The organism is Rhizobium laguerreae (assembly GCF_019778565.1).
GTDB lineage: Bacteria > Pseudomonadota > Alphaproteobacteria > Rhizobiales > Rhizobiaceae > Rhizobium > Rhizobium laguerreae.
Window position 1 is genome coordinate 443,378 of the sequence record NZ_JAAXQT010000002.1, and the last position, 22,045, is coordinate 465,422.

Annotated in this window: 22 protein-coding genes; 12 read left to right on the plus strand and 10 right to left on the minus strand. The window is 62.2% G+C overall.

The window, feature by feature from the left end:
* The 3 genes from HFO71_RS09015 (at position 1) to HFO71_RS09025 (ending at position 1,991) form a co-directional block, all read left to right on the plus strand.
* Complete coding sequence (locus tag HFO71_RS09015; RefSeq protein WP_221987901.1) at positions 1 to 555, plus strand: hypothetical protein; 555 nt, start codon at positions 1 to 3, stop codon at positions 553 to 555.
* Positions 556 to 717: 162 nt separating this feature from the next.
* Positions 718 to 1,134, plus strand: coding sequence for an MAPEG family protein (locus tag HFO71_RS09020; protein ID WP_131642059.1), 417 nt, complete (start codon positions 718 to 720; stop codon positions 1,132 to 1,134).
* A gap of 215 nt (positions 1,135 to 1,349) precedes the next feature.
* On the plus strand, positions 1,350 to 1,991 hold the full coding sequence (locus tag HFO71_RS09025; RefSeq protein WP_077976653.1) for a TetR family transcriptional regulator: 642 nt from the start codon (positions 1,350 to 1,352) through the stop codon (positions 1,989 to 1,991).
* Positions 1,992 to 1,995: 4 nt separating this feature from the next.
* Here the strand turns inward: HFO71_RS09025 and HFO71_RS09030 are convergent, their stop codons facing one another.
* On the minus strand, positions 1,996 to 2,952 hold the full coding sequence (locus HFO71_RS09030) for a LysR substrate-binding domain-containing protein (RefSeq protein WP_032999350.1): 957 nt from the start codon (positions 2,950 to 2,952) through the stop codon (positions 1,996 to 1,998).
* A gap of 213 nt (positions 2,953 to 3,165) precedes the next feature.
* On the opposite strand from HFO71_RS09030, the gene HFO71_RS09035 reads away from it, so the two are divergent.
* Entirely contained in the window at positions 3,166 to 3,477 is a 312-nt protein-coding gene (locus HFO71_RS09035) for a YjiS-like domain-containing protein (RefSeq protein ID WP_017959118.1), read from the plus strand.
* 255 nt (positions 3,478 to 3,732) lie between these two features.
* Here the strand turns inward: HFO71_RS09035 and HFO71_RS09040 are convergent, their stop codons facing one another.
* Positions 3,733 to 4,593 (minus strand): DUF937 domain-containing protein, encoded by an 861-nt coding sequence (locus HFO71_RS09040; protein ID WP_131642057.1) that lies wholly within the window; start codon positions 4,591 to 4,593, stop codon positions 3,733 to 3,735.
* Between the two features lie 196 nt (positions 4,594 to 4,789).
* Here HFO71_RS09040 and HFO71_RS09045 point away from each other — a divergent pair, with 196 nt between their 5' ends.
* Positions 4,790 to 5,674 carry a hypothetical protein gene (locus tag HFO71_RS09045; protein ID WP_168256710.1) on the plus strand — a complete coding sequence of 295 codons (885 nt, stop codon included), beginning with the start codon at positions 4,790 to 4,792 and terminating at the stop codon, positions 5,672 to 5,674.
* Positions 5,675 to 5,735: 61 nt separating this feature from the next.
* Here the strand turns inward: HFO71_RS09045 and HFO71_RS09050 are convergent, their stop codons facing one another.
* The 4 genes from HFO71_RS09050 to HFO71_RS09065 all read right to left on the minus strand — a co-directional run bounded on the left by HFO71_RS09050 (position 5,736) and on the right by HFO71_RS09065 (position 10,103).
* On the minus strand, positions 5,736 to 7,109 hold the full coding sequence (locus HFO71_RS09050; RefSeq protein WP_221987902.1) for a glutamate--cysteine ligase: 1,374 nt from the start codon (positions 7,107 to 7,109) through the stop codon (positions 5,736 to 5,738).
* A 147-nt stretch (positions 7,110 to 7,256) separates the two neighbouring features.
* Positions 7,257 to 7,994 carry a 16S rRNA (uracil(1498)-N(3))-methyltransferase gene (locus HFO71_RS09055; RefSeq protein WP_221987905.1) on the minus strand — a complete coding sequence of 246 codons (738 nt, stop codon included), beginning with the start codon at positions 7,992 to 7,994 and terminating at the stop codon, positions 7,257 to 7,259.
* A 16-nt stretch (positions 7,995 to 8,010) separates the two neighbouring features.
* On the minus strand, positions 8,011 to 9,510 hold the full coding sequence (locus HFO71_RS09060; RefSeq protein ID WP_206990131.1) for an inorganic phosphate transporter: 1,500 nt from the start codon (positions 9,508 to 9,510) through the stop codon (positions 8,011 to 8,013).
* Positions 9,511 to 9,572: 62 nt separating this feature from the next.
* Positions 9,573 to 10,103 (minus strand): NUDIX hydrolase, encoded by a 531-nt coding sequence (locus tag HFO71_RS09065; RefSeq protein ID WP_077976647.1) that lies wholly within the window; start codon positions 10,101 to 10,103, stop codon positions 9,573 to 9,575.
* A gap of 233 nt (positions 10,104 to 10,336) precedes the next feature.
* On the opposite strand from HFO71_RS09065, the gene HFO71_RS09070 reads away from it, so the two are divergent.
* Both HFO71_RS09070 and HFO71_RS09075 read left to right on the plus strand, forming a co-directional pair.
* Entirely contained in the window at positions 10,337 to 11,245 is a 909-nt protein-coding gene (locus HFO71_RS09070) for a LysR substrate-binding domain-containing protein (protein WP_221987907.1), read from the plus strand.
* A gap of 98 nt (positions 11,246 to 11,343) precedes the next feature.
* Entirely contained in the window at positions 11,344 to 12,501 is a 1,158-nt protein-coding gene (locus HFO71_RS09075) for an adenosylhomocysteinase (protein WP_221987908.1), read from the plus strand.
* A 120-nt stretch (positions 12,502 to 12,621) separates the two neighbouring features.
* Here HFO71_RS09075 and HFO71_RS09080 read toward each other — a convergent pair whose 3' ends face one another.
* Positions 12,622 to 13,617: a zinc-dependent alcohol dehydrogenase family protein gene (locus tag HFO71_RS09080; RefSeq protein WP_221987909.1), complete on the minus strand. Its 996-nt coding sequence runs from the start codon at positions 13,615 to 13,617 to the stop codon at positions 12,622 to 12,624.
* 137 nt (positions 13,618 to 13,754) lie between these two features.
* On the opposite strand from HFO71_RS09080, the gene HFO71_RS09085 reads away from it, so the two are divergent.
* Entirely contained in the window at positions 13,755 to 14,606 is an 852-nt protein-coding gene (locus tag HFO71_RS09085) for a LysR family transcriptional regulator (protein ID WP_206990127.1), read from the plus strand.
* A 13-nt stretch (positions 14,607 to 14,619) separates the two neighbouring features.
* Here the strand turns inward: HFO71_RS09085 and HFO71_RS09090 are convergent, their stop codons facing one another.
* Positions 14,620 to 15,516 (minus strand): LysR family transcriptional regulator, encoded by an 897-nt coding sequence (locus HFO71_RS09090; RefSeq protein ID WP_077976642.1) that lies wholly within the window; start codon positions 15,514 to 15,516, stop codon positions 14,620 to 14,622.
* 162 nt (positions 15,517 to 15,678) lie between these two features.
* Between HFO71_RS09090 and HFO71_RS09095 the strand changes: the two genes are divergently transcribed.
* The 4 genes from HFO71_RS09095 (at position 15,679) to HFO71_RS09110 (ending at position 20,381) form a co-directional block, all read left to right on the plus strand.
* Positions 15,679 to 17,118 (plus strand): FAD-linked oxidase C-terminal domain-containing protein, encoded by a 1,440-nt coding sequence (locus tag HFO71_RS09095; protein ID WP_206990126.1) that lies wholly within the window; start codon positions 15,679 to 15,681, stop codon positions 17,116 to 17,118.
* Positions 17,115 to 18,314, plus strand: a complete 1,200-nt coding sequence (gene glcE, locus HFO71_RS09100; RefSeq protein WP_221987910.1) for a glycolate oxidase subunit GlcE — start codon at positions 17,115 to 17,117, stop codon at positions 18,312 to 18,314. The genes HFO71_RS09095 and glcE overlap by 4 nt, the downstream gene beginning before the upstream one ends.
* A 251-nt stretch (positions 18,315 to 18,565) precedes the next feature.
* Complete coding sequence (glcF, locus tag HFO71_RS09105) at positions 18,566 to 19,876, plus strand: glycolate oxidase subunit GlcF (RefSeq protein ID WP_131666262.1); 1,311 nt, start codon at positions 18,566 to 18,568, stop codon at positions 19,874 to 19,876.
* A gap of 64 nt (positions 19,877 to 19,940) precedes the next feature.
* Positions 19,941 to 20,381 (plus strand): hypothetical protein, encoded by a 441-nt coding sequence (locus tag HFO71_RS09110; protein ID WP_131666261.1) that lies wholly within the window; start codon positions 19,941 to 19,943, stop codon positions 20,379 to 20,381.
* A 140-nt stretch (positions 20,382 to 20,521) separates the two neighbouring features.
* On the opposite strand, the gene HFO71_RS09115 is transcribed toward HFO71_RS09110, so the two are convergent.
* Both HFO71_RS09115 and HFO71_RS09120 read right to left on the minus strand, forming a co-directional pair.
* Positions 20,522 to 21,196: an outer membrane protein gene (locus tag HFO71_RS09115; RefSeq protein WP_077976637.1), complete on the minus strand. Its 675-nt coding sequence runs from the start codon at positions 21,194 to 21,196 to the stop codon at positions 20,522 to 20,524.
* Between the two features lie 120 nt (positions 21,197 to 21,316).
* Entirely contained in the window at positions 21,317 to 22,009 is a 693-nt protein-coding gene (locus HFO71_RS09120) for a L,D-transpeptidase (protein ID WP_017959135.1), read from the minus strand.
* Positions 22,010 to 22,045: the final 36 nt, after the last annotated feature.

Sequence of the window (22,045 nt, forward strand, 5' to 3'; positions counted from 1 at the left end):
ATGAAGGCGGGCAGCGGGATTCCTCTCTGGATCGTCGCGCTGCTCGCAGCCCTTTGCCTTGCCGTGCTCGCCTGGACGACCTTCGGCTTCGTCGTTCCCTTCAAGCACGAAACCGGCCAAGCGGTGCTCGATACTTATTTCGCCGGTTACGACGAGTCTGCGGTCTTCCACATGCAGCAGCTGCTTGATGAGAACGAGACGGCGACTAGGCTGCTGCGCGCCATGTATTTCGGGCCGGAGCTGATCTTTCCGGCATTGCTGACGGCGCTGCTGTTCCTCGCCTTCCTCAAGCTCGGTCCTGTCAGTTCGTGGTTCGGCCAATCGGTCCATCCGGTCATTGGCAAGGCGGTCTACCTGCTGCCGTTCATCTACGGCATCGCCGATTATGGCGAGAATATCTCGAGCCTCATCGCCTTAGGCAACGGCGCGTATGCAGGTCTTGCAACGTACCTGCTGCCCTGGATGACGCGATTGAAATTCGCAAGCCTCGCCATCTGCTTCATCGTCGCCGCCCGGCTCGCCGTCATGCGCTGGCTCTCTTCGCGCCAGGACTGAGGCGCCGTTTCCATCCAGCTCCATGTCGAAAAGCCGGGACACCTGCGCCGACGTGCCTTAGCGACGCAGGTGCCGATGGGGCGTTGCCCTATGCTGGTATCCAGCTCCCATTTCGGCTAATGCTCGCGTCGAAAGCGGAAGCCGAAAGGAAACGACCAACATATGACCGGCTATCAAATCTTCTGGCCACTGCTTGCCCATGTGGCCCTGGTCTATGGTCTTTATGCGCTTCTGGGCATGCGTCGCGCCAGGATGGTCCGCGCCGGCAGCATCGCGAAATCGGATTACCGCGAAAACCGTGGCGAGCCGGCCGAAAGCCAGGTCGTCAAGAACTGCCTCGCCAACCAGTTCGAACTGCCTGTGCTCTTCTACGCCTGCTGCGTTCTTCTTTATATCACGGACGCCGACAATATCGTCACCGTCGGGCTTGCCTGGGGCTTCGTTGCCCTGCGCTACGCTCATGCCGTCATCCACGTCACGAGCAACGACCTGCGCTATCGCAGTCCGATCTTCGCTGCGGGTTACCTGGTGCTCGCCGCAATGTGGGTTTGGCTCGCCATATGGATGGCGATGGGGTGAGGCGGCAGGCCTATCAACCGTCATACGGACCAGACCGCTTGGATCTGGTTGTGTGGCGATAGAATCGCAGCCTGAAATCGCGATAAAACCCGCTTTTTCCAGTCGTTAAAATACGAACGTTTCCATTTACCGCGGATGAAGACCTGCATGTCATATCGGCTCGACGCGCTGGCTGGCATATGCCTTCCGCCGCGAACAAAAAGAATGGGAACGACATGGGCGCGGAAAGCATGGATCGGATCGGCTTGCGCAGGAAGCCGAAGCAGGAGCGCAGCATCCAGAGGCTGGACCTCATTCTCGCCGCCGCCGCCAAGATCATCGCCGAAAAGGGCGTCAGCGCCATGCGGATGACGGAACTCGCCATCGCCGCCAAGGTACCGATCGGTTCGGTCTACCAGTATTTCCCGGAGAAGGCGGCAATCGTCAAAGCGCTCTTCGATCAGCATGCCTCGGCGATCCAGGCGAAGACCGCGGCGATGTTTAGCGACGTACGCTCACTCGACCAGGCGCTCGACCGCGTCTGCGCCACCATCGACTGGTATTACGATTCCTACCACAACGATCCCGTCTATCTCGGCGTCTGGATGGGAACGGAGACCGATCAGGATCTGCTGCAGCTGAATATCGAGCATAGCGGTCACGTCGCCGGCATCTTCCATGACGCCGTGCGTCAGTTGGCTCCCGACCTTTGCGACGAAGACATGTATGCGCGCACTTACCTGTTCAGCCACCTGATCGGCGCCGTCATTCGACTTGCCGCCGTCAGTGAAGAGGCGCTGGCGCGGCGCATGCTCGATGAGTGGAAGCGCGTCATCCGCGCCTCCCTTTTTGCCACGATCGTGCCCCGCGCCGCCTGAACTCTTACCAGCTTGGTACCATATTGGCCGCCTTCAGCCGCGGATAAAGGCGCGCCTGGGCGGATTTGACGTCTGCCTCCAGGCTGTCGTCGGCGACAGTAGGCGTGATATTGTCGAGGCAGGCGGTGATATGTGCCGTGATCGCATTCATCAGCGAGAGTGAAACGCCCGGCCGCTTCATGATTCCGATCTGCACCGGCGGCAGCGCCGGGAAACCGTCTGCCTGGCTCAGCACCTTCATGCCTGTCCGCAGCGCCGATTCCGGCATCACCGAAACCGCCATGCCGGCAAGCACGGCAGCGGCAACGACAGTGCAGGACCAGCTGGTGAACAGGATCTGGTGCTCGCGTCCCACAGCATCGAGCGCCGAGCAGGCGAGCTGGCGCCACTGGCAATCGCGCCGGCCGACGGCAAGCGGCACCGGGGCGTCGTCACGGATCGGATGGTTGGCCGAGCCCACCCAGCAGAGCGGCTCGGTTCTCACCACATCTGACATGCGCTCGCGCGGATTGTGGGTGACGAGCGCGATGTCGAGTTCGCCCTTGTGCATGCGCTCGGCCAGATCCACCGAGGGCTCGCAGACGATATAGAGCTCGACATTTGGATGCGTCTTGGCGAAGCGGCCGATGATTTCGGGCATGTAGCGGTCGGCATAATCGTCCGGCGTACCGATGCGCAGCATCCCCTCCAGCCTGTTGTCGTCGAAAGCAGCAATCGCCTCATTGTTGAGGCGAATGATGCGCCGGGCATAGTTGAGCAGTTTTTCGCCCTCGACCGTCAGCCGATTGCCGCGTCCGTCTTTGATGAACAGCTGTTTGCCGATGCGCTCCTCAAGACGGCGCATCTGCATGGAGACGGCCGATTGGGTCTTGTAGACCCTGTCGGCGGCCTTGGTGAAGCTGCCGGAATCGACGATGGCGATGAAAGTCTGCAATTGGTCGAGATCAAGAGGCGCGGACATGTTTTCACCCATAAAGATAGCTGATGATAATCATTAGAAACATTCGTTGGACTGATCAATAGGTCTTTGGCATCTTCGGGATGCAAATCAAGCAAAGTGAAGGACAGACACCCTGCCTGTCCGAGCCAATTCAGCCTTGCTCCTTCCCGTGCGACCTCGCGGGAGGGGTGGGTTGTTGCGCGCCTGAAAGAAATCGAAAGAAAGGAGAGTCCCATGCGGATGACAGACAGAACAATAGAACTCGACTGCGGAAAGCTCACCCCGACGTTTTCCCAACGTCTGGCAGCAGGCCTCGCACCGTTGACCTCCCTCTTTCGCGGGTTCCGCAATCGCATGGAGATCAACACGCTGCACGATCTGAGCGACGCTCAGCTGAGGGATATCGGCCTTAGCAGGGCCGACCTGACCTCCGCGTTCCTGGCGTCGACCTTCTTCGAGGACCCGTCGGAACATCTGACGCGCTCGGCGCGCAATCGCTGGCGCCTGTCGTCGTTCTTGCGCTCCTACGAGGAGCAGGAGCGTTAAGTTTCCCCGCAGGGCGATAGCCAATAGCCCTGCCGCTTGACCCGGTGATCGGCTTTCCCAAGCCATCTCCGGGTTTTTTTATGCGCGAAAGCATGTCGCGCAAAAGTGTGTCGCGGTTTTGCGATAACGACATGCGCAAAAATCTAAAGCATGTCGCGCAAAAGTGTGTCGCGGTTTTGCGATAACGACATGCGAGAAACCAAGGACCTAAAGCGTGGCAAGCGAATCTGAAAGATCGCGACGCGCTTTAGTGCGCTATTCGCTCTTTTCCGAGGAAGGCTTCGGCCGATAGGTTTCGAAGATCGCTTCCAGGTTCCGCTGGTAGTTCTTCTGCACTTCCAGCCCGCTGTCGAACATGGCGTTCAGCATCTCGGTATAGCTGTCGGCATTGACCTTCGCCTCTTCCTTCGGCCCCTCCGGCGTCTTGGCCTTGATCGTGGCCGCCGGCTGCTGGCCGAGTCCGCCCATCATCTCCTGGAAGGCCTTGGCGAAAGGATTGTCGAGGAAGGGGTTCGGCGTCTGCGTTGGGGCAGGCTTCGGCACGGAAAACATCTGCTGCATCGCCTGCGTAAAGGGATTGTCGAAGACGCTAGGCTCCGGGGCCGGCTTCGGCGCGAAGCCGGTACTCTCAAGCCATTTCTGGATGGTCTCGCCCATCGGCGTGTTGACGAAGGGGTTGACCGGCGAGGCCATCTGGCCGGTCGTCTGTTTGAAGAGCCCGCCCATCAGCGTATCGGCCAGCACCGGCAGCATCCGCTTGTAAATGTCCTGGCCGATCCCGGTCATCTGCGCCGCCTGGGCAGCGACCGCGCGCGAAACCTCCTTCGAGCCGAAGAGTTGGGCAAGGATGTTGTTGCCGTCGGAAATACCCTCCGGCGTGAACGCCCGGTTCATATCCTCGAAATATCGCGCGTAATTGCCGGAGGAAACCGCCTGCATCAGCCCGACGAAATCATAGGGATTGCTGGTGCTGCGTTTCAGCCCGGCGGAAAAGGCCGGCATCAGCGCCGCCATCGCTTTCGTCGCCTGTTCCTGCGCAAGGTTGAACTGCCGGGCGATCGCCTCCATCGCCGCCCCGTTCTGCGCCTGCATCATCATGTCGAAGAGTGGCAGCATGGAAGTCCCTTTCCCCCGGTCGTGCGCGTTGTAACGCCACTATAACCGGAAATGGCAATGCGCAAACGGCTTTTTGCCATAAGAACTTAGCCTGATGAGGCGAAAGCGGCGATAACGACGGCCGGCCGTCACTCTCCGTCGGCCTATATGCTATCCTCACCGGAAACCGATCCCTGCGCGCCGGCGTTCTTCTTCCATGGCCGAAACCAAATCCTCCACTGGTCACGACGAGCCGCCACCGAATGAAGACGGTGCGAAGCCGGGCGCCGACATTTCCTTTCCCTACGACAGGATGACGGTCGAGCAATTCCGAAGACGCTTCCCCCGTGCCCGCTGGAGTGATACCCGCAAGGCCTGGTTCGTTCCCGGGCGGACGGCGTCCCGCCGCATCGGACGATGGCTTGCCGAGATGGAGGCCGAAGCCGACGCCCATGCGGATGCGAAGGGCCGCGACGCCTTCGCCTTCGATCCCATCGACAGTCCATATCTTGAACTTGGCAAGACGGGCTTTCGAATCCGCACGCCGTATTCGAAGACCGTCGTCGACGAGTTGCGCGAGGTGCCATTCTCTCGGTGGGACGGCGATCTCAAGCTATGGCACGTTCCCTTCCGGTCCTATGAGGAACTCAAACGCCGGTGGCCGGAGATCGAGACGGCGGCGCGCAGAAACGAACCGGAAGAAAGACGACGTCGAGCCGAGGAGCGGAAGGGGACCGAACAGGATGTGCGCAGCAAGCTCCGCTCTGCGGAACGAAAGCGTCATCGCTACCCGCTTCAGAGCGACGACTTGCCGCCGATAGGCCGTCCTGTGGTCACCGCTTATGGAATCGTCGTCTTTACCGAAATCTCAGGTGAACTGGTCGACCCGAACGTCGTTACGGACTTCTATGCCGGCGTGACCGAGGATCATGTCTGGGGATATTGGCGGGTCCCTACGTTGGAAGAACTCGTCCGCACCTGGCCTGCGAAGACGCCGCCAGTTCAAGACGCCGAGTGGTGGCTGCCGACGATCGAGGAACTGAGGCCCGCCCGCCGCACGGCCAGATCGCGCGAAGCCAGGAAGCGCGCGATGGCGCCGTGACCACAGCTTGCTACTGCATATTCCTTGAATCGATTTCGATTCAGGGAATTCAGGGCTCAGTTCAGTACTGATAGTCCTCGAACACCGGTTCGACCGAGCCCAGCCAGCGGCCGTGATAGAGCGACAGCAGATCCTCGGCGAGCGTCGCCTTTTTGGCGAGCACTTCTTCGAGCGGCGCCAGGAAGATGCTCTCGTCCTGGCCTTCCCGGTTGAGCCTGCCCCGCGCCTTGAGGCCGGCCCTTGATATGCCGATCACCTCGCGCGCCATGTCGAAGAGCGGATGTCCGCGGAATTGCGACTTCAACCCTTCGGCGGGAACGGCGTTGCGCAGCGCACCGATCTCGGCAAAGCTCCAATCCTTGGTCAGTTCGTCGGCGGCCTCGAGTGCGGCATCGTCGTAGAGCAGGCCGACCCAGAAGGCCGGCAAGGCACAGATGCGCCGCCACGGGCCGCCGTCGGCGCCGCGCATTTCGAGGAAACGCTTCAGCCGCACGTCGGGGAAGAGTGTCGAAAGATGGTTCGTCCAGTCGCCCATCGTCGGCGCCGGATCGGCGACCTCGCCCTTCAATGCGCCGTTCATGAACTGGCGGAAGGTGACATGGGTACAGTCGTGATAGCGGCCGTCGCGGACGATGAAATACATCGGCGCATCGAGCGCCCATTCGGCATAGTCGCGGAAGCCGAAATCGTCGCGGAAGGTGAAATCGAGCAGGCCGGCACGCCGGTTGTCGACATCGCGCCAGATATCGCCGCGCCAGGAGAGCAGCCCGTTCGGCTTACCCTCGGTGAAGGGTGAGGATGCAAACAGAGCGGTCGCCAGCGATTGCAGCTTCATCGAGACACGCATCTTCTTGCGCATGTCGGCTTCCGAGGAGAAGTCGAGATTCACCTGGATCGTGCAGGTGCGGTACATCATGTCGAGACCCTGGGTACCGACCTTCGGCATATAGCGGGTCATGATCTCGTAGCGTGACTTCGGCATCTGCGGGGTTTCCGCATAGGTCCATTTCGGACTGCCGCCGATGCCAAGGAAGCGGATGCCCATCGGCTCGGCGATTTCGCGCAGCGTCGCCAGATGCTGGTTTGATTCCCGACAGGTCTCATGGATCGTCTCGAGCGGTGCGCCGGAGAGTTCGAACTGGCCGCCTGGCTCGATCGAGATCGCGCCCATGCCGTTCTGCTCGGCAAGGCCGATGATGTTGCCGCCGTCGGTGATCGGCTCCCAGCCGCTTTTCTTCTGCAGGCCGGTCAGGAGGGCCGAAATGCTGGCATCGCCAAAATAGGGAACCGGGCTGTTGTCGGCGCGAAAGAAGGCGAATTTCTCGTGTTCGGTGCCGATCCGGAAGCGCTCCCGCGGCTTGTTGCCCGCGGCGATATAATCGGTCAGATCCTGGACCGAAGAGAGCGGTGTCTGGTCGGTAGTGTCGCGGGCCATGCGGGATACCTGTATTCGGAAATGCGCCCAGGGGGCCGGGCAATTGGAAGGGTGATTTGGACCCAAGCCACCTATGTTGCAAGTGAAATTCTTTCAACGACGCATCAAAAAAATAGCGCCGATTTCCATGTCAACCCGTTTTCGAGGTCACTTCCAGTCGCCGATCGCCGCCTGCACCACCGCCAGGGCCGCAACAGCTGCCGTATCGGCTCGCAGGATGCGCGGTCCGAGCGGAATGGCGGTAACGAAATCAAGGCTTCGCAACCGCGCCCGTTCTTCTTCCGAAAAGCCGCCTTCCGGCCCGACGAGCAAAGCGAGATGTCTTTCCCTGATCGCCGACAGCACCGGCAGCGGGTTTTGCCCGGCATCGCCCTCGTCGCAATAGATGATGCGGCGCTCGCTCGGCCAGCGGTCGAGCAGCTCGAGAAGCCTGACCGGCTCGGCCACATTGGGAATGCCGAGGATGCCGCATTGCTCTGCCGCTTCGACGACATTGGCGCGCAGCTTGTCGAGATTGGTGATCTTGCCCTGGACGTGTTGGGTCATGACCGGCTGCAGCAGGCCGGCTCCCATTTCGACTGCCTTCTGCACGAGGTAGTCCATGCGGCCGACCTTGAGTGGCGCAAAGAGATAGTGCAGGTCGCAAGGCAGCGGCTGTGGCCGCGTCTCTTCGGTTGCCGTCAAAAATATGCGTTTGCGCGTGGGGAAGGTAAGCGTCGCCTTCCACTCGCCATCGCGGCCGTTGAAGAGCAGGATCTCTCCACCTTCCTCCATCCGCAGCACATTGGCGAGATAGTTGAACTGGTCAGCATTCGCCTCCACGACCGTGGCGCTCGTAAGCGGCGCGTCGACGAAAAGCCGTTGCATACGGAAATTGGCGCGCATTCGAAAACTCGGGGTTTCACACGAAGAACGCGAACATAACCCAATAAATCATTGCCGCAAGCGCTGCCGAAACCGGCACGGTGACGATCCAAGCGGCGATGATCGTCATGAAATGCGAGCGGCGCACAAGATAGCGCCGGCGCGTCTCGTAGATGTTCGGCTCTTCCGGCTCGTCGATATCAAAGCTTTCGGCCTTGCGCCTTATGTAGGCGATGCGGGCCTTCGAATGGCGCGTGTACCATTCGCGGAAGAAGCCGACGCCGAAGACGGCGCCGACGGCGATATGCGTGGTGCTGACCGGCAAGCCGAGCCAGGAGGCGACGATGACGGTAAAGGCTGTCGACAGCGCGACGCAATAGGCCCGCATCGGATTGAGCTTGGTGATCTCCTCGCCGACCAGGCGAATGAGACGCGGCCCGAAGAGCAGCAGGCCGACGGAGATGCCGAAGGCGCCGATCAGCATGACCCAGAGCGGCGGATGCCCGACGCCGCCGCTGCCGCCGATACCGACCGAATGGACGATTGCCGAAAGCGGCCCGACCGCGTTGGAAACGTCGTTGGCGCCATGCGCGAAGGACAGCAGCGCCGCAGAGCCGATGAGCGGCAGCCGGAACAGCGTCCGCAGCGAGCTGTTGCGGTTTTCAAGATCCCGCGCTTGGGCGAGAACGAGCGGCCGGGCGATAAGCCAGCTTACCAGCCCGATGCCGATCCCGATGAGTATGATGGTGGAAGGCTGAAATCGACCGATAGGCGACAGCTGCAGCACCATATAGGACATGAAAACGCCGGCCATCACCGCCACCAGCACCGGCACCCAGTGCCGCGCGGCTGCGATCTTGTCGTCGCGATAGACGATCAGGGTCTTGACGAGATAAAGCAACCCGGCGGCGATCAGCCCGCCGATCAGCGGCGAGGTGATCCAGCTCGCGGTGATCTCCAGCATCACCCGCCAGTTCACCGGCTCCGGCCCGACGGCTGAGATGCCGGCGCCGATCACCGCCCCGACGATCGCGTGGGTGGTGGAGACCGGTGCGTTCATCCAGGTTGCGAGGTTGATCCAGAGGGCCGCTGCCGTCAGTGCCGCCATCATGATCCAGCCGAGCATTGCCGGCGGCACCTGGACGGCATCGACGATGTTTGCAGAAATCGTCTTGACGACCTCGCCGCCCCCCACCGTGGCGCCAAGAACTTCGAAAATCGCGGCGATGACCAGTGCCTGGCCCATCGTCATGGCGCGCGCGCCGACGGCAGCACCCACATTGTTCGTCACGTCATTGGCGCCGATGTTCATCGCCATGTAGCCGGCAAGGGCCGCCGCCGCGATGACGAGCATCGCTCCCGGCTGGTCGAACACGTAGACGCCGGCAAAGAGCATGGCCAGACCAACGAAGATCAGCCCGAGACCAGGCGGCACCAGCCGCCGCAAAACATGCTTCGCAGCGTCCTCGGCATGGGTGATCTTGTCGAGGTCCTTGTCGAGCGTTCGTTTCGTGAGGACTGCGGGACGTGGCGGCATTCTTTTTCCTGAGGATGAATCTGCTTCTACGCTGCTTTCCTAGCAGCGCAAGATGGCAGGATTCATTCTGCCGGAATTTGTTTCACTGCCGGAATTTGTTTTGCCGCCTTGGCCGAAAGCCTGTCGGCCATCATTTGTTTGAAGGCGAGGAAAAGGTGGCGGAGCTCCGGTTCGCGCACGCGCGCCGCCGCCTCGTCGAACGAGACCCATTCGATGCGGCGCTCGCCCTTCTCCTTGAAGTTTTTCGCCATGTCGGTGACTTCGAGCGCATAGACCTGCACCTTGCAGATCACCTGTACCCCGTCGCGCAACACCTTCGAATAGGTGTAGGCGCCGAGCGTCTCCGTTTCGACTATGCCGCGGACGCCGGCTTCCTCGAAGGCTTCCTGCATCGCGACCTCATGGGCGCATTTGCGCGTCATCGGCCAGCCCTTGGGAATGACCCAGCGGCCTGTGTCGCGGCTCGTCATCAGCAGCACCTCGACCTCACCGCTCTTCTTCTTTACCCGATAGCAGAGCGCACCATATTGCTGTCGCGGCGGACGCCGGAACATCAGTTGCACATCGGAGGCCAGTCGGGCGAGAAGAGTCAATAGTCGGGTCACCTTCGCAGTCGTCGTTAGGAATCACTCATATACGTATATCACGGAAAGCTTACGCAATCCAAAAGGCCACAGGACAATTCGAAACGCGATTTGATCGCCGTTCATAGGGAAATCGAGGCCGGACAGGTTCAAGAAATTCGCCACATCCGGTCTCGAATGCGTCACATTGCACAGCTGTACAATATGGCGTGAACTTGCCTTTCGTTCAATGGCGAGATCTAGTGATCCACCATGATTTTGTGAATGTCGTCCTCATGCGTCTTCCACCGCTCAATGCTGTCCGCGCCTTCGAAGCCGTCTGCCGTCACGGCAGTATTCTGAAGGCTGCCGAAGAGCTGAATGTGGTGCGCGGCGCCGTGCGCCAGCAGATCGACACGCTGGAGAATCACTTCGGCCGCAAGCTCTTCCTGCGTGACGGCCGCAGGCTGGTCCCGACCTTGCAGGCCAGCGCTTTTGCAGCCGCCGCGAGTGCGGCTTTCGACATTCTGCAGCGCGCTGCTTCGGAGCTTGAAGGCGTGGTGCCGGGCCGCATCCGCCTTGGCGTGCCCTCCGCCTTCGCAGTCTGGTGGCTGATGCCGCGCGTAGCAGACATGCAGGCGTGCCTCGGCGATACCGTCGACATCGTGCCGATGACCGTGGTCGAACCGCTGCAGATGCACCCCGAATTGGACGCCGTGATCATGGGCGGCGAATACCGGCCGGCCGCAGGCATTACCGCCCTACGGTTCATGGAGGACGAGTTCGGCCCGGTCGCGACGCCTTCGCTTGCCGCGACACTATCGAGCGACCCGGCGGCGATGGGCGCGCTGACAATGCTTGTCAGCCGCAACGTTCCGAAGCTCTGGGACGAATGGTTTGCCGAAAGCGGCACGCCGCCGGTCGTTTTTTCCCGCGCCCAGGAATTCGAGGATCTGCTGCTGGCGCTGGCTGCTGCCCGCTCCGGGCTCGGCATCGCGCTTGCGCCACGCGCGTCGATCGAGGACGATCTCCAGCGCGGGCATCTGGTCGCGCCCTATGGCTTCATCTGCCGGCCATCGGGCTACAGCCTCTGCTGCCGCACGCCGGATGCGAAACGGCCGGCCTTTGCCGCCTTGGCCAGCTGGCTGCTTCGTTGCGGGACACCGGCCTGAAAGGGCAGATTTTCTGCCCCTTCGCCAGAATTACTTCCATATTCGCAGGCCTGTTGCTCCGCTAAAAACAGCACGAACACGCCAATAGGAAAGAGATGATGGAAAAGAGCGCAACCCGCATCGACTGGATCGGCAACAGCTGCCGGCTGCTTAAGGCGACGGCGGCCGAATTCGAGCGGACGCATCCGTTCGAGGGCCTGTCGATCGGCACCGGCATCCATCTGGAGCCGAAGACGGTGGCGCTGCTGATGACGCTTCGCGCCGGCGGCGCGCGTCTCGTCTGCACGGGCAATCTCAACAGCACCCAGCCTTCGACAGTCGAGTTCCTGCGTTCCCAAGGCATCACGGTCTTTGCCACCCAGACGACCGATCCCGCCGCTCATCATCAGAGCCTCGAAGCAGTGATCGCCGAAAAGCCGGATCTGCTGCTCGATAATGGCGGCGATCTTTTCGCCATTGCGGCGGAAAAACCCTACGCCAATCTCCGCGGCGGCACCGAGGAAACCACCTCCGGCCGCACCCGGCTGCTGCAGCTGCGCGAGCGCCTGAACATGCCGATCCTCGTCATCAACGACAGCCCGATCAAGCAGTTCGCCGAAAACAGGCATGCCGTCGGCCAGAGTCTGTTCGAAAGCTACCTCCGCTTCACCAACCGCTCCACCAACGGCAAGCGCGTGACGGTCTTTGGCTACGGCGCTTGCGGCAAGGGCACGGCTGCCTGTTTCCGCAACGCCTTTGCCACCGTCAGCGTCGTCGACATCGATCCGGTGACGACGCTTGAAGCTCACCTCGACGGTTTCGTCACGCCGCTGCGCGACGCAGCGATCCGCTCGGCCGATATAATCCTCACCGTCACAGGTTTTGCCGGCATCGTGACGGCAGCCGATCTGCCGCTCGTCAAGGATGGCGCGATCCTGATGAATGGCGGCCATTTCCCGCATGAGATCGATGTCGAGGCTTTCCGCCGCCATCCCGATGTCATCGGCATCGACCGCTATGAGGCCGATCACGTCGAGACCTTCCATCTGAGCAACGGCCGCTCCTTCCATGTGCTGGGCAGCGGCCACATGGCCAATCTCGCCGGCCCGCGGCCGCTCGGCAATACTGTCGAGTCGATGGATCTCGGCTTCACCCTTCAGGCCCGCTGCCTGGAACGCATCGCCAGGGGCGAGGCCGACGCCCAATCCTGCATCGTGCCTGTGCCCTTCGATATCGACGCGATGGTGGCGAGCGCCTACCTCGATCTGGCGCGCTAGAGCGGTTCAGCTTTTCAAGGAAGCGCAGAACCGCTCTAACCTTTTGTTTTTGCGCAATTCCGGACGGAAAACCGCCTCGCACTTTTCCTGGAATTGCTCCAATTCCGCGGACGGATTAAATCAGTCGATCTCGATGACGAGCTTCCCGTCCGCCTGCCGGTCTTCGATCAGCCGATGCGCTTCGTCTGTATCGGCAAGGGTGAAGCGGCGCGGGTCGAGCTTCGGCATCACCTTGCCGGCTTCGGCGAGCTTTGTCATCTCCCGCATGATCTCACCGTGATGGGCGCGTCCATCGCCGGTCAGAAGCGGCAGCAGCGTGAAGACGCCGGAATAGGTGGCGGCCTTGAAGGAGAGCGGCGCCAGCGCGTGGCTTCCCCAGCCAAGGCAGCTCACGACATGGCCGAACTGGCTGACGGCTCGGAACGCCGTATCGAGCCCCTGGCCGCCGACCGTGTCGTAGACCAGATCGAACCCCCTGCCGCCGGTGTGTCTTGCGACATAACCTTCAACCGTTTCCACGTCACGATCGATCGGTGTTGCGCCGAGGCCGGCGAGATAGTCCGCTTTCGACGCGCCGTCGACCACGTAGACCTCGGCTCCGGCAGCCTTGGCGATCTGCGCGACGATATGGCCGACACCGCCGCCGCCAAGCACCAGAACCCTCTGGCCGGCCTTGACCCCGGCGCGGTCGACAAGCCCCTCCCAGGCGGTGATCGAGATCAGCGGCAGGGCGGCTGCCTCGCGCATCGACAGATTGTGCGGCTTTGGCGCCAGCAGTGCGGCGTCGATGGCTGCAAATTCGGCAAGCGATCCCTGAATGCCGCCAACCCCGCCGGTCATGCCGTAGACCGCGTCGCCGCGGCGGAAACCGCTGACGCCAGTTCCGATCTCTTCGACAACACCGGCCATATCGATACCGACAATGGCGGGAAGCGGATGGCGGGCATGCGCCGCATTGCCGGCCCGGATCTTAAGGTCGAGCGGATTGACGCCGCTTGCCTTGATGCGCACCAGAACCTGGCCTTCGCCGGGCACCGGTTTTGCAATATCGGCGATGCGCAACGGCGAATTCGGCGCTTCCGCCAGCAACGCTTTCATCGTTGATTGTACAGACATCGAACGCTCCTTTGTTCGCTCTGCGGCGTCTGCAGCGACACCGCAATTGGCGTGAGTAAAGATGGTTCATTGAAACGCGAATGAAAATGAAAGATAACGACTGAAGTCCATGCATTTTTGTTTGGCGGATGCGAACAATGGAATGGAGCGACCTCAAGCTGTTTCTGGCGATCGCGCGGTTCGGTACGCTGGGGGCAGCAGCCCGCAGCCTCGGACTGACGCAGCCGACGATGGGGAGGCGGCTGCGTGCCCTTGAAACCTCTCTCGGCCAGACGCTTTTTCAGCGCACGACCGATGGCTTCGTCCTAACCGATGAAGGCGCGGCCGTATTCGCCGGCGCCGAACGGATCGAGGAGGAGGCGCTCGCCGTCGAGCGCGTCCTTGCCGGCGACAGCCGTCAGCTCGATGGTTTTCTCAGGCTGTCCTCATCCGACTGGTTCGGCGCGCATGTGCTTTCGCCGGTGCTGGCAGAATTCTCGCAAGTCCATCCGAAGGTGGTGGTCGAATTGTTGACCGACAGCCGGCTTCTCAGCCTGTCGCGACGTGAAGCCGACCTCGTCTTCCGTATCCAGCCTTTCACGGAGGCGGAGGTCATATCGCGCAAGCTCATTCATATCGAATACGGCGTTTACATCAGCCGCGGCGCGCCGCACCCCGAAGCCGGCGACGGCGCGGGCACCCGCCTTGTCACCATGGACGAAGCTTTCGGCGATATGCCTGACGTCGGCTGGCTGCGGCGCCTGTTGCCGCGGGCCGACATCGTCATGCGCAGCAACAGCCGCGATGTGCAGGCGGCGCTCTGTGCCAGCGGAGCCGGGCTCGCCGTCCTGCCGCGGCCGCTCGGCGATTCCTTTGCGGCCATCGAACTGGTCGATCTCGGTGAACCGCCGCCCGGCCGCGACACCTGGGTCGGCTATCACCGCGACATGAAGCGCCTGGCGCGGCTGCGCGCCCTGCTGGATCTCGTCATCGAGAGATTGGCGCGCTGAACCGGCGCTGCCATCAGCGCTCCCAATAGGGGACAGGCCCATAAAGTTCCGCCAGATAGTCGATGAATAGCCGCACCTTGGCCGGCAGGAACTGCCGGCTGGGATAGACCGCCGACAGCGCGACATTGTGCGAGCTCTCATAGGCCGGCAGCACCTGCACCAGGCGGCCACGCTTGAGCTCTTCGCCGATATCCCAGGTGGAGCGCAGCGCGATCCCGAGACCGGCGATGACAGCCTCGCGGATCACCTCGCTGGAATTGGTAATCAACAAGCCTTCCGGCCTGAGACTCAGCGCCCCGTCCGGCCCCTTCAGCCGCCAGGTGTCGTTATTATGGGCCGGCAGGCAGCGGTGGTGTTTCAGCTCGTCGATGTGCTTCGGTTCGCCATGCGCTGCAAGGTAATCCGGCGACGCGCAGAGCAGCCGGCGCACCGGCGCCAGCCTTCGGGCAACGAGGCTCGAATCGGTGAGTTCGGCGATGCGGATCGCCAGATCGAAGCCGCCGCCGACGATGTCGCTGAATTCGTCGGTCAGCACCAGGTTGATCGCAAGCTCCGGATGCGCCTCCATGAAATCTTTCAGATGCGGCGCGATATGCATGCGCCCGAAGGAGGTCGGGGCCGAGATCTTCAGCGTGCCGTGCATCTGCGCCGAGCGGCCGGAAATATAGAATTCCGCCTCTTCGAGCCCGGCGAGAATGCCGAGAACCCGGTCGTAGAAGCCCTGTCCGGCTTCCGTCAGCGAGATCTGCCGCGTCGTGCGCTGCAGAAGCCGGGTGCCGAGCCGGTCCTCCAGCCGCTTGATCCGTTTGGAGACGACGGCCGGCGAAAAGCCGAGCGCCCGCCCGGCGAGCGACATGCTTCCGGTTGAAACGACCTTGGCAAAGATTTCGAGATCACCCAGATTGGTCATAAGGTTTCTGTGACTTTTTCCCCTTTTGGCATAAGTGCTTAGCATTTGCGCCACTTTCGGGAAAGTGCTAAGCCGGTCTATCGGCGGCAGGGAGGTTCGCGGCCGGTTTCCGCTGCCATCTTCCCGCCGTCATTCCCCCTCGTCAGGGCCAGGGAGAACGCCATGTCCGACGCCATTTCGTTTCTCGAGCCGCGCGCCGACGTGCTGGCGCGCCGAGCCCAGATCGTCGCCGATCTGACCGATCTTCTGCCGGCGGAATGCCTGGTGCATGAGGCGCGTGAGCTGGTGCCGTTCGAGACCGACGCCTTCGTGTCCTATCGCCGCCTGCCGCTCGCCGTTGCCCTGCCGCGCACCACGGCCGAGGTTTCGGCCATCATGCGCTATTGCAATCGCTACGGCATTCCCGTCGTGCCGCGCGGCGCCGGCACTTCGCTCTCCGGCGGCGCCATTCCGCAGGAGGATGCCGTCGTGCTCGGCCTGTCGAAGATGAACAGCATCCTCGAAATCGATCTGCCGAACCGCGTCGCCGTGGTCCAGGCCGGCGTCACCAATCTCAATATTTCCGAATCCGTCTCCGCGGACGGCTTTTTTTATGCGCCCGATCCGAGTTCGCAGCTTGCCTGCACCATCGGCGGCAATATCGGCATGAATTCCGGCGGCGCCCACTGCCTGAAATACGGCGTCACCACCAATAATCTGCTCGGCGTCAGGATGGTGCTGGTCGATGGCACGGTGATCGAGCTTGGCGGCAAGGCGCTGGATTCGGCCGGCTACGACCTGCTCGGCCTCGTCTGCGGCCACGAGGGCCAGCTCGGCATCGTCACCGAGGCGACGGTGCGGTTGATCGCCAAGCCGGAAGGCGCGCGCCCCGTGCTCTTCGGCTTTGAGAGTTCGGAGGAGGCCGGCGCCTGCGTTGCCGATGTCATCGCCGCCGGCATCATCCCGGTGGCGATCGAATTCATGGACAAGCCGGCAATCGAAATCTGCGAGGCCTTCGCCCATGCCGGATACCCCCTCGATGTCGGTGCGCTGCTGATCGTCGAGGTCGAGGGATCGGAAGCGGAGATGGACGCCGCGCTGAAGGACATCGTCGAGATCGCTCGCCGGCACGCTGTCAAGACCGTGCGCGAATGCCAGTCGGCGACCGAGGCGGCGCTGATCTGGAAGGGCCGTAAATCCGCCTTCGGCGCCACCGGCCGCATCGCCGACTATATCTGCATGGATGGCACTGTGCCGCTCAGCCAGCTCTCCTACGTGCTGAAGCGGACCGCCGAGATCGTCGATCATTACGGCCTGCGCGTCGCCAACGTCTTCCATGCCGGCGACGGCAACATGCATCCGCTGATCCTCTTCAACGCCAACGATCTGGAGGATGCCGCCCGCGCCGAGGCGGCCGGCAACGATATCCTGAGGCTCTGCGTCGATGCCGGCGGCTGCCTCACCGGCGAACACGGCGTCGGTATCGAGAAGCGCGACCTGATGCGGCACCAATATTCCGAGGTGGATCTCGCCCAGCAAATGGCGGCGCGCGCCGCCTTCGATCCCGGCTGGATCCTCAATCCGTCGAAGGTCTTCCCGCTCGAAGGGCGTCCTGACGTATGATCGATCTGATGCCGAAGACCGAGGAAGAGGCAGCGGCGATTGTCCGCGCCCATGCGGAAGCCGGCCGGCCGCTCGCAATCTGCGGCGGGGATAGCCGGTCGGGCTTTGGTAATGCGGTTGCCGCCGAAGACCGGCTGCGCTCGAGCGAAATCTCCGGCATCGTCTCCTACAACCCCGGCGAAATGGTCATGACCGCCCGATCCGGCACGCCGCTTGCCGAGGTCGAGGCGGCACTTTTGGAGAGCGGCCAGATGCTCGCCTTCGAGCCGATGGATCATCGCCCTGTGATGGGCACATCGGGCGAGCCGACCATCGGCGGCGTCTTCGCCGCCAATGTCTCCGGCCCGCGCCGGCTGATCGCAGGTGCCGCCCGCGACAGCCTGCTCGGTGTGCGCTTCGTCAACGGCAGGGGCGAGATCATCAAGGCCGGCGGCCGGGTGATGAAGAATGTCACCGGCCTCGACCTCGCCAAACTGATTGCCGGCTCGCATGGCACGCTGGGCTTCCTCACCGAAGTCACCTTCCGTGTGCCGCCGCGCCCGAAGACGGAGCGGACGGTGGTGCTATCAGGTCTGAACGACGCCGAGGCGGCAAACGCCATGGCGGCGGCGATGGCCCTGCCGGTGGAAGTCTCAGGCGCCGCCCACCTGCCGCTGACGGTGACGTGGAAATTCCTCGCCGGCAAATTGCCCGAGGGCGAAGCGACAGTTCTGCGCATCGAAGGCCTGCCGGGCTCGGTCGACGTGCGCATCGAAAAGCTTGCCGCGGCAATGTCGGCCTTCGCCACGGTCACGCGGCTGGAACAGCCGGAAAGCTCCAGGCTCTGGCAGGAAATCCGCGACGTGCTGCCTTATGCCGATGGCACCGCGCGACCAGTCTGGCGCGTCTCGGTCGCCCCCGGCACCGGCCATCAGCTGGTCGCAGCGCTCCGCCTTGAGGCCGGCGTCGACGCCTTCTACGACTGGCAGGGCGGCCTCGTCTGGATGCGCATGGAAGCAGGCCCCGAAGCCGAACTGGTCCGTCGCTACATCAAAGCGCTCGGCGGCGGCCACGCGACGCTGATCCGTGCATCGGGTGAGGCGAGGGCGGTTACATCGGCCTTCCATCCGGAGCCCGAGGCGGTAGCGATGCTGTCTCGGCGGGTGAAGGAAAAATTCGATCCGGCCGGCATATTCAATCCGGGGAAGATGGGGTGAGGGAGAAGATGGGTCTGCGTCTGAGATACCCCCCTCTGTCCTGCCGGACATCTCCACCACAAGGGGGGAGATTGGCTGGGGGCGATGACTTCCCCAAACAATTCTGGCACTGCGACTCCGACACGGCAGATAGGAAGCGATGGTCCAACCTCTTGCCGATCTCCCCCCTTGTGGTGGAGATGTCCGGCAGGACAGAGGGGGGTATTCCAGGCACAACGCCCGACATCCTCCCCAAGCGGAGGCTCCGCTAGATGCAAACCAACTTCACCCCGACCCAGCTCCTCGATCCCGATGTCGCCGAATCCGAGCAGATCCTGCGCAAATGTGTTCATTGCGGTTTCTGCACCGCCACCTGTCCTACCTATGTGACGCTCGGCAACGAGCTCGACAGTCCGCGCGGCCGCATCTATCTGATCAAGGACATGCTGGAAAACGGTCGGCCCGCCGACGCAGAGGTCGTCACTCATATCGACCGCTGCCTCTCCTGCCTTGCCTGCGTCACCACCTGTCCCTCCGGCGTCGATTACATGCATCTGGTCGATCACGCCCGCGCCCATATCGAAAAGACCTATAAACGTCCGTTGATGAACCGGCTGACGCGCGCCATCCTTGCCGCCGTGCTGCCCTATCCCGGCCGTTTCCGCCTGGCGCTCAATCTTGCCCGCCTCGGCCGGCCCTTCGTCGGCCTGATGCGCGGTGGCGCACTGAAACCCTTTGCCGCCATGCTGGCGCTTGCGCCACGGCGAATCCCGGCCGCTTCGGACTTTGCAAAGCCCGGCACGTATCGGCCCGAGACGGAACGGCGCGGCCGGGTGGCGATGCTTTCCGGCTGCGCCCAGCCGGTGCTCGATCCCGGCATCAACGCGGCGGCGATCCGCCTGCTGACGCGGTTTGGCGTCGAGGTCGTGATGCCGGAAGGCGAGGTCTGCTGCGGCTCGCTGGTCCACCACATGGGCCGTGCCGAACAGGCGCTTGCTAGCGCGCGTGCCAATGTTGATATCTGGACACGCGAGATCGACGGGCAAGGCCTCGACGCGATCATCATCACCGCTTCGGGCTGCGGCACGACGATCAAGGATTACGGCCACATGCTGCGCCTGGATCCCGCCTATGCCGCAAAGGCGGCCAGGGTCTCGGCGCTGGCCAAGGACGTCACCGAATATCTGGCAACCCTCGACCTGCCGGCGCACACGCCGAAGGGCATCACGGTCGCCTATCATTCCGCCTGCTCCATGCAGCACGGCCAGCGCATTACGCTCGCGCCGAAGCAATTGCTGAAAGCGGCGGGCTTTACGGTGCGCGATCCGGCGGAAGGTCATCTCTGCTGCGGCTCCGCCGGCACCTACAACATCATGCAGCCGGAGATCTCGGCCGCGCTGAAGGCGCGCAAGGTCAAGAACATCGAGGCCACCAAGGCCGATATCATCGCCACCGGCAATATCGGCTGCATCACCCAGATCGCCACCGGCACCGGCATGCCGATCCTGCATACGGTCGAGCTTCTCGATTGGGCCTATGGCGGCGCTGTGCCGGAAAAATTAACAGGTTTGCCGTTAGGCTGAGACCTATTGCAGCGCCGCGCATCTTTTCGAGAGCCGCAAACGACGCTGTCTCGGAGGTTGGGCAATGTGGCGTGGAATGATCGTATTTGCGGGACTGCTCGGTGCGGCAGGTGCTGCCCATGCCGACAGTCGCTTTTTCTGTTCCGCCGATGACAAGGAAGCGCGCTTCACGGTCGAAAGCGGTTTCGAAAGCGCTGCCGGCCACAAGCTCAACCATTTCCGCGGCGCGCTGATCGTCAAGGATCCGGCCCAAGAGGCGGTGTTCGGAAAACGTGTTTTCGAATCGCAGCACCTGACCAATCATTGGTCACGTGACGGCGAACTGCTCATGGAAGTCTTCGACGGCGGCGAAGATGACACCGGTGGAGCAACGCTGGATCTGGTAGTCGTCGCCGGCGCGCGCGGCAAGCCGGCCGCAAATTTCAGCGGCAGCTATTCCCTGACCATCGAAGGCGGTGAAAAACCCTATGCCGTCGAGGGCAAGGTCAGCTGCGGCACCAAATAGAGCAATTTCAGGAAAAGTGCGAAGCGGTTTTCCCAGGCAAAGCGCGAAGCGGTTTTGCCGGGAATTGCGTAACAATAAAAGGTTAGAGCGGTTCTGCGCTTCTATGCGCTGAACCGCTCTAACTCCGCAGCTGAAATTTGTTACCAGTGGAACGAAACGCCGACGTTGACGGCATTCGTGAAGATATTGGTCTTCAGGTCCACGCCGCTATCGATCGGAACGTCGATGCGCGAATAGGTGCCCTTGTATTCGACGAAGGTCGACCAGCGCTCGGTCACCTTGAAGTCGACGCCGGCCTGGGCCTGCAGCGTCACGCCGCCGAATTCGTAGGCCCAGGTCTTGCCCTCGGGACGAATCACTTCGACATGCGGAATGTTCACGCCGATACCGGCGCCGAGATAGGGCGTCCAGCGGCGGGCCGGATCCTGGAAGCGGTAGAGACCGTTCACCGTGATGAGGTTCAGGCCGTCGGTGAATTCGAAATGCGACCAGCCGGCCTTGGCCAGCGTATCGTCGTCGGCATAGACCTTGTCATGGGTAAAATCGAGCGAGATGCCCCAGTTCGGCTTGTTGAAGTCCTCGAGCCACCAGGTGACGCGGGCACCGTAATAAGGCGGGCTGCCGAAGGACTTGCCTTCCCAGCCGGCGGTGAAACTCGTGCCGTCCGAAAGGTCGACGCCGCTGTGCGGTGCGGTCTGGTAGCCGCCGTAAATGGAGAATTGCAGGTCTTCCGCCAAGGCGGAAACTGCCGAACAGACGGTAAAAAACGCGATGCCCGCAAGCAAGGAAGCGGAGGAACGCAGCGCAGATATCATTGAATAGCCCCGAAACAAATATGTCGACTCTTAGGCACGTGTGCCAGCTTTTGGCCGCAAAGTCTAAGCAAAACAAAAGGCGCGTCAAACTGCGCCTTTCGTTTTTTTGGTAAGTGTTGCTCAGCCGCCGAACATCGTGCGCAGCACGTCGATGCCCCTGTCCTCGAACGCCACTTTGCCCTGCCTGTTGCCGGGGCCGATGACGATCACCTTGGTGCCGACGGAGGCGCGATCGTAAAGATGCATGACGTCGGCGTTCATCATGCGGATGCAGCCGGAAGACATGTTGAGGCCGATCGTCCAAGGCTGGTTGGTGCCGTGGATGCGGAAGATCGTGTCGCGGCCGCCCTGGTAGAGATACATGGCGCGGGCGCCGAGCGGATTGTCCTCGCCGCCTTCCTGGAAAGCGGGAATGATATGGCCCTTGGCGGCTTCGCGGCGGCGCATCTCGGCCGGCGGCGTCCAGCTCGGCCATTCGGCCTTGCGGCCGATCTTGACGACCCCCGACCAGCCGAAGCCGTCGCGGCCGACGCCAATGCCGTAGCGGGTGGCGCGATTGTTGCCTTCGACGAGATAGAGATACTTGTTGTTGGTATCGATGATGACGGTGCCGGCGGCCTCCGTCGTGACCAGCCGCACTTTCTTGCGCTTGAACTGCGGCTTCACATATTTCGGCATCTGCGCCACGCGCACGATCTGCGCCGGGCGCCGTGCATTGTCGGACGCGGAGCCGGCGGGTGCAGCAAAGGCGGATGTGGACATCAAGGACAGGACAAGTCCGGCAGCAGCCAGACCCGACATTAGTTTGATCATGATCGATTCCCCTCAAGCAAATCCGCTCGAAGCTAC

Coding starts and splice junctions, on each gene's coding strand:
- HFO71_RS09055 (WP_221987905.1), bottom strand. CDS start 7,994: ATGCGCGCCAATTTCCGTATGCAACGGCTTTTCGTCGACGCGCCGCTT.
- HFO71_RS09090 (WP_077976642.1), bottom strand. CDS start 15,516: ATGACCAATCTGGGTGATCTCGAAATCTTTGCCAAGGTCGTTTCAACC.
- HFO71_RS09045 (WP_168256710.1), top strand. CDS start 4,790: ATGGCCGAAACCAAATCCTCCACTGGTCACGACGAGCCGCCACCGAAT.
- HFO71_RS09115 (WP_077976637.1), bottom strand. CDS start 21,196: ATGATATCTGCGCTGCGTTCCTCCGCTTCCTTGCTTGCGGGCATCGCG.
- HFO71_RS09110 (WP_131666261.1), top strand. CDS start 19,941: ATGTGGCGTGGAATGATCGTATTTGCGGGACTGCTCGGTGCGGCAGGT.
- HFO71_RS09015 (WP_221987901.1), top strand. CDS start 1: ATGAAGGCGGGCAGCGGGATTCCTCTCTGGATCGTCGCGCTGCTCGCA.
- HFO71_RS09060 (WP_206990131.1), bottom strand. CDS start 9,510: ATGCCGCCACGTCCCGCAGTCCTCACGAAACGAACGCTCGACAAGGAC.
- glcF (WP_131666262.1), top strand. CDS start 18,566: ATGCAAACCAACTTCACCCCGACCCAGCTCCTCGATCCCGATGTCGCC.
- HFO71_RS09030 (WP_032999350.1), bottom strand. CDS start 2,952: ATGTCCGCGCCTCTTGATCTCGACCAATTGCAGACTTTCATCGCCATC.
- HFO71_RS09035 (WP_017959118.1), top strand. CDS start 3,166: ATGCGGATGACAGACAGAACAATAGAACTCGACTGCGGAAAGCTCACC.
- HFO71_RS09080 (WP_221987909.1), bottom strand. CDS start 13,617: ATGTCTGTACAATCAACGATGAAAGCGTTGCTGGCGGAAGCGCCGAAT.
- HFO71_RS09085 (WP_206990127.1), top strand. CDS start 13,755: ATGGAATGGAGCGACCTCAAGCTGTTTCTGGCGATCGCGCGGTTCGGT.
- HFO71_RS09120 (WP_017959135.1), bottom strand. CDS start 22,009: ATGATCAAACTAATGTCGGGTCTGGCTGCTGCCGGACTTGTCCTGTCC.
- HFO71_RS09040 (WP_131642057.1), bottom strand. CDS start 4,593: ATGCTGCCACTCTTCGACATGATGATGCAGGCGCAGAACGGGGCGGCG.
- HFO71_RS09075 (WP_221987908.1), top strand. CDS start 11,344: ATGGAAAAGAGCGCAACCCGCATCGACTGGATCGGCAACAGCTGCCGG.
- HFO71_RS09050 (WP_221987902.1), bottom strand. CDS start 7,109: ATGGCCCGCGACACTACCGACCAGACACCGCTCTCTTCGGTCCAGGAT.
- HFO71_RS09095 (WP_206990126.1), top strand. CDS start 15,679: ATGTCCGACGCCATTTCGTTTCTCGAGCCGCGCGCCGACGTGCTGGCG.
- HFO71_RS09025 (WP_077976653.1), top strand. CDS start 1,350: ATGGGCGCGGAAAGCATGGATCGGATCGGCTTGCGCAGGAAGCCGAAG.
- glcE (WP_221987910.1), top strand. CDS start 17,115: ATGATCGATCTGATGCCGAAGACCGAGGAAGAGGCAGCGGCGATTGTC.
- HFO71_RS09020 (WP_131642059.1), top strand. CDS start 718: ATGACCGGCTATCAAATCTTCTGGCCACTGCTTGCCCATGTGGCCCTG.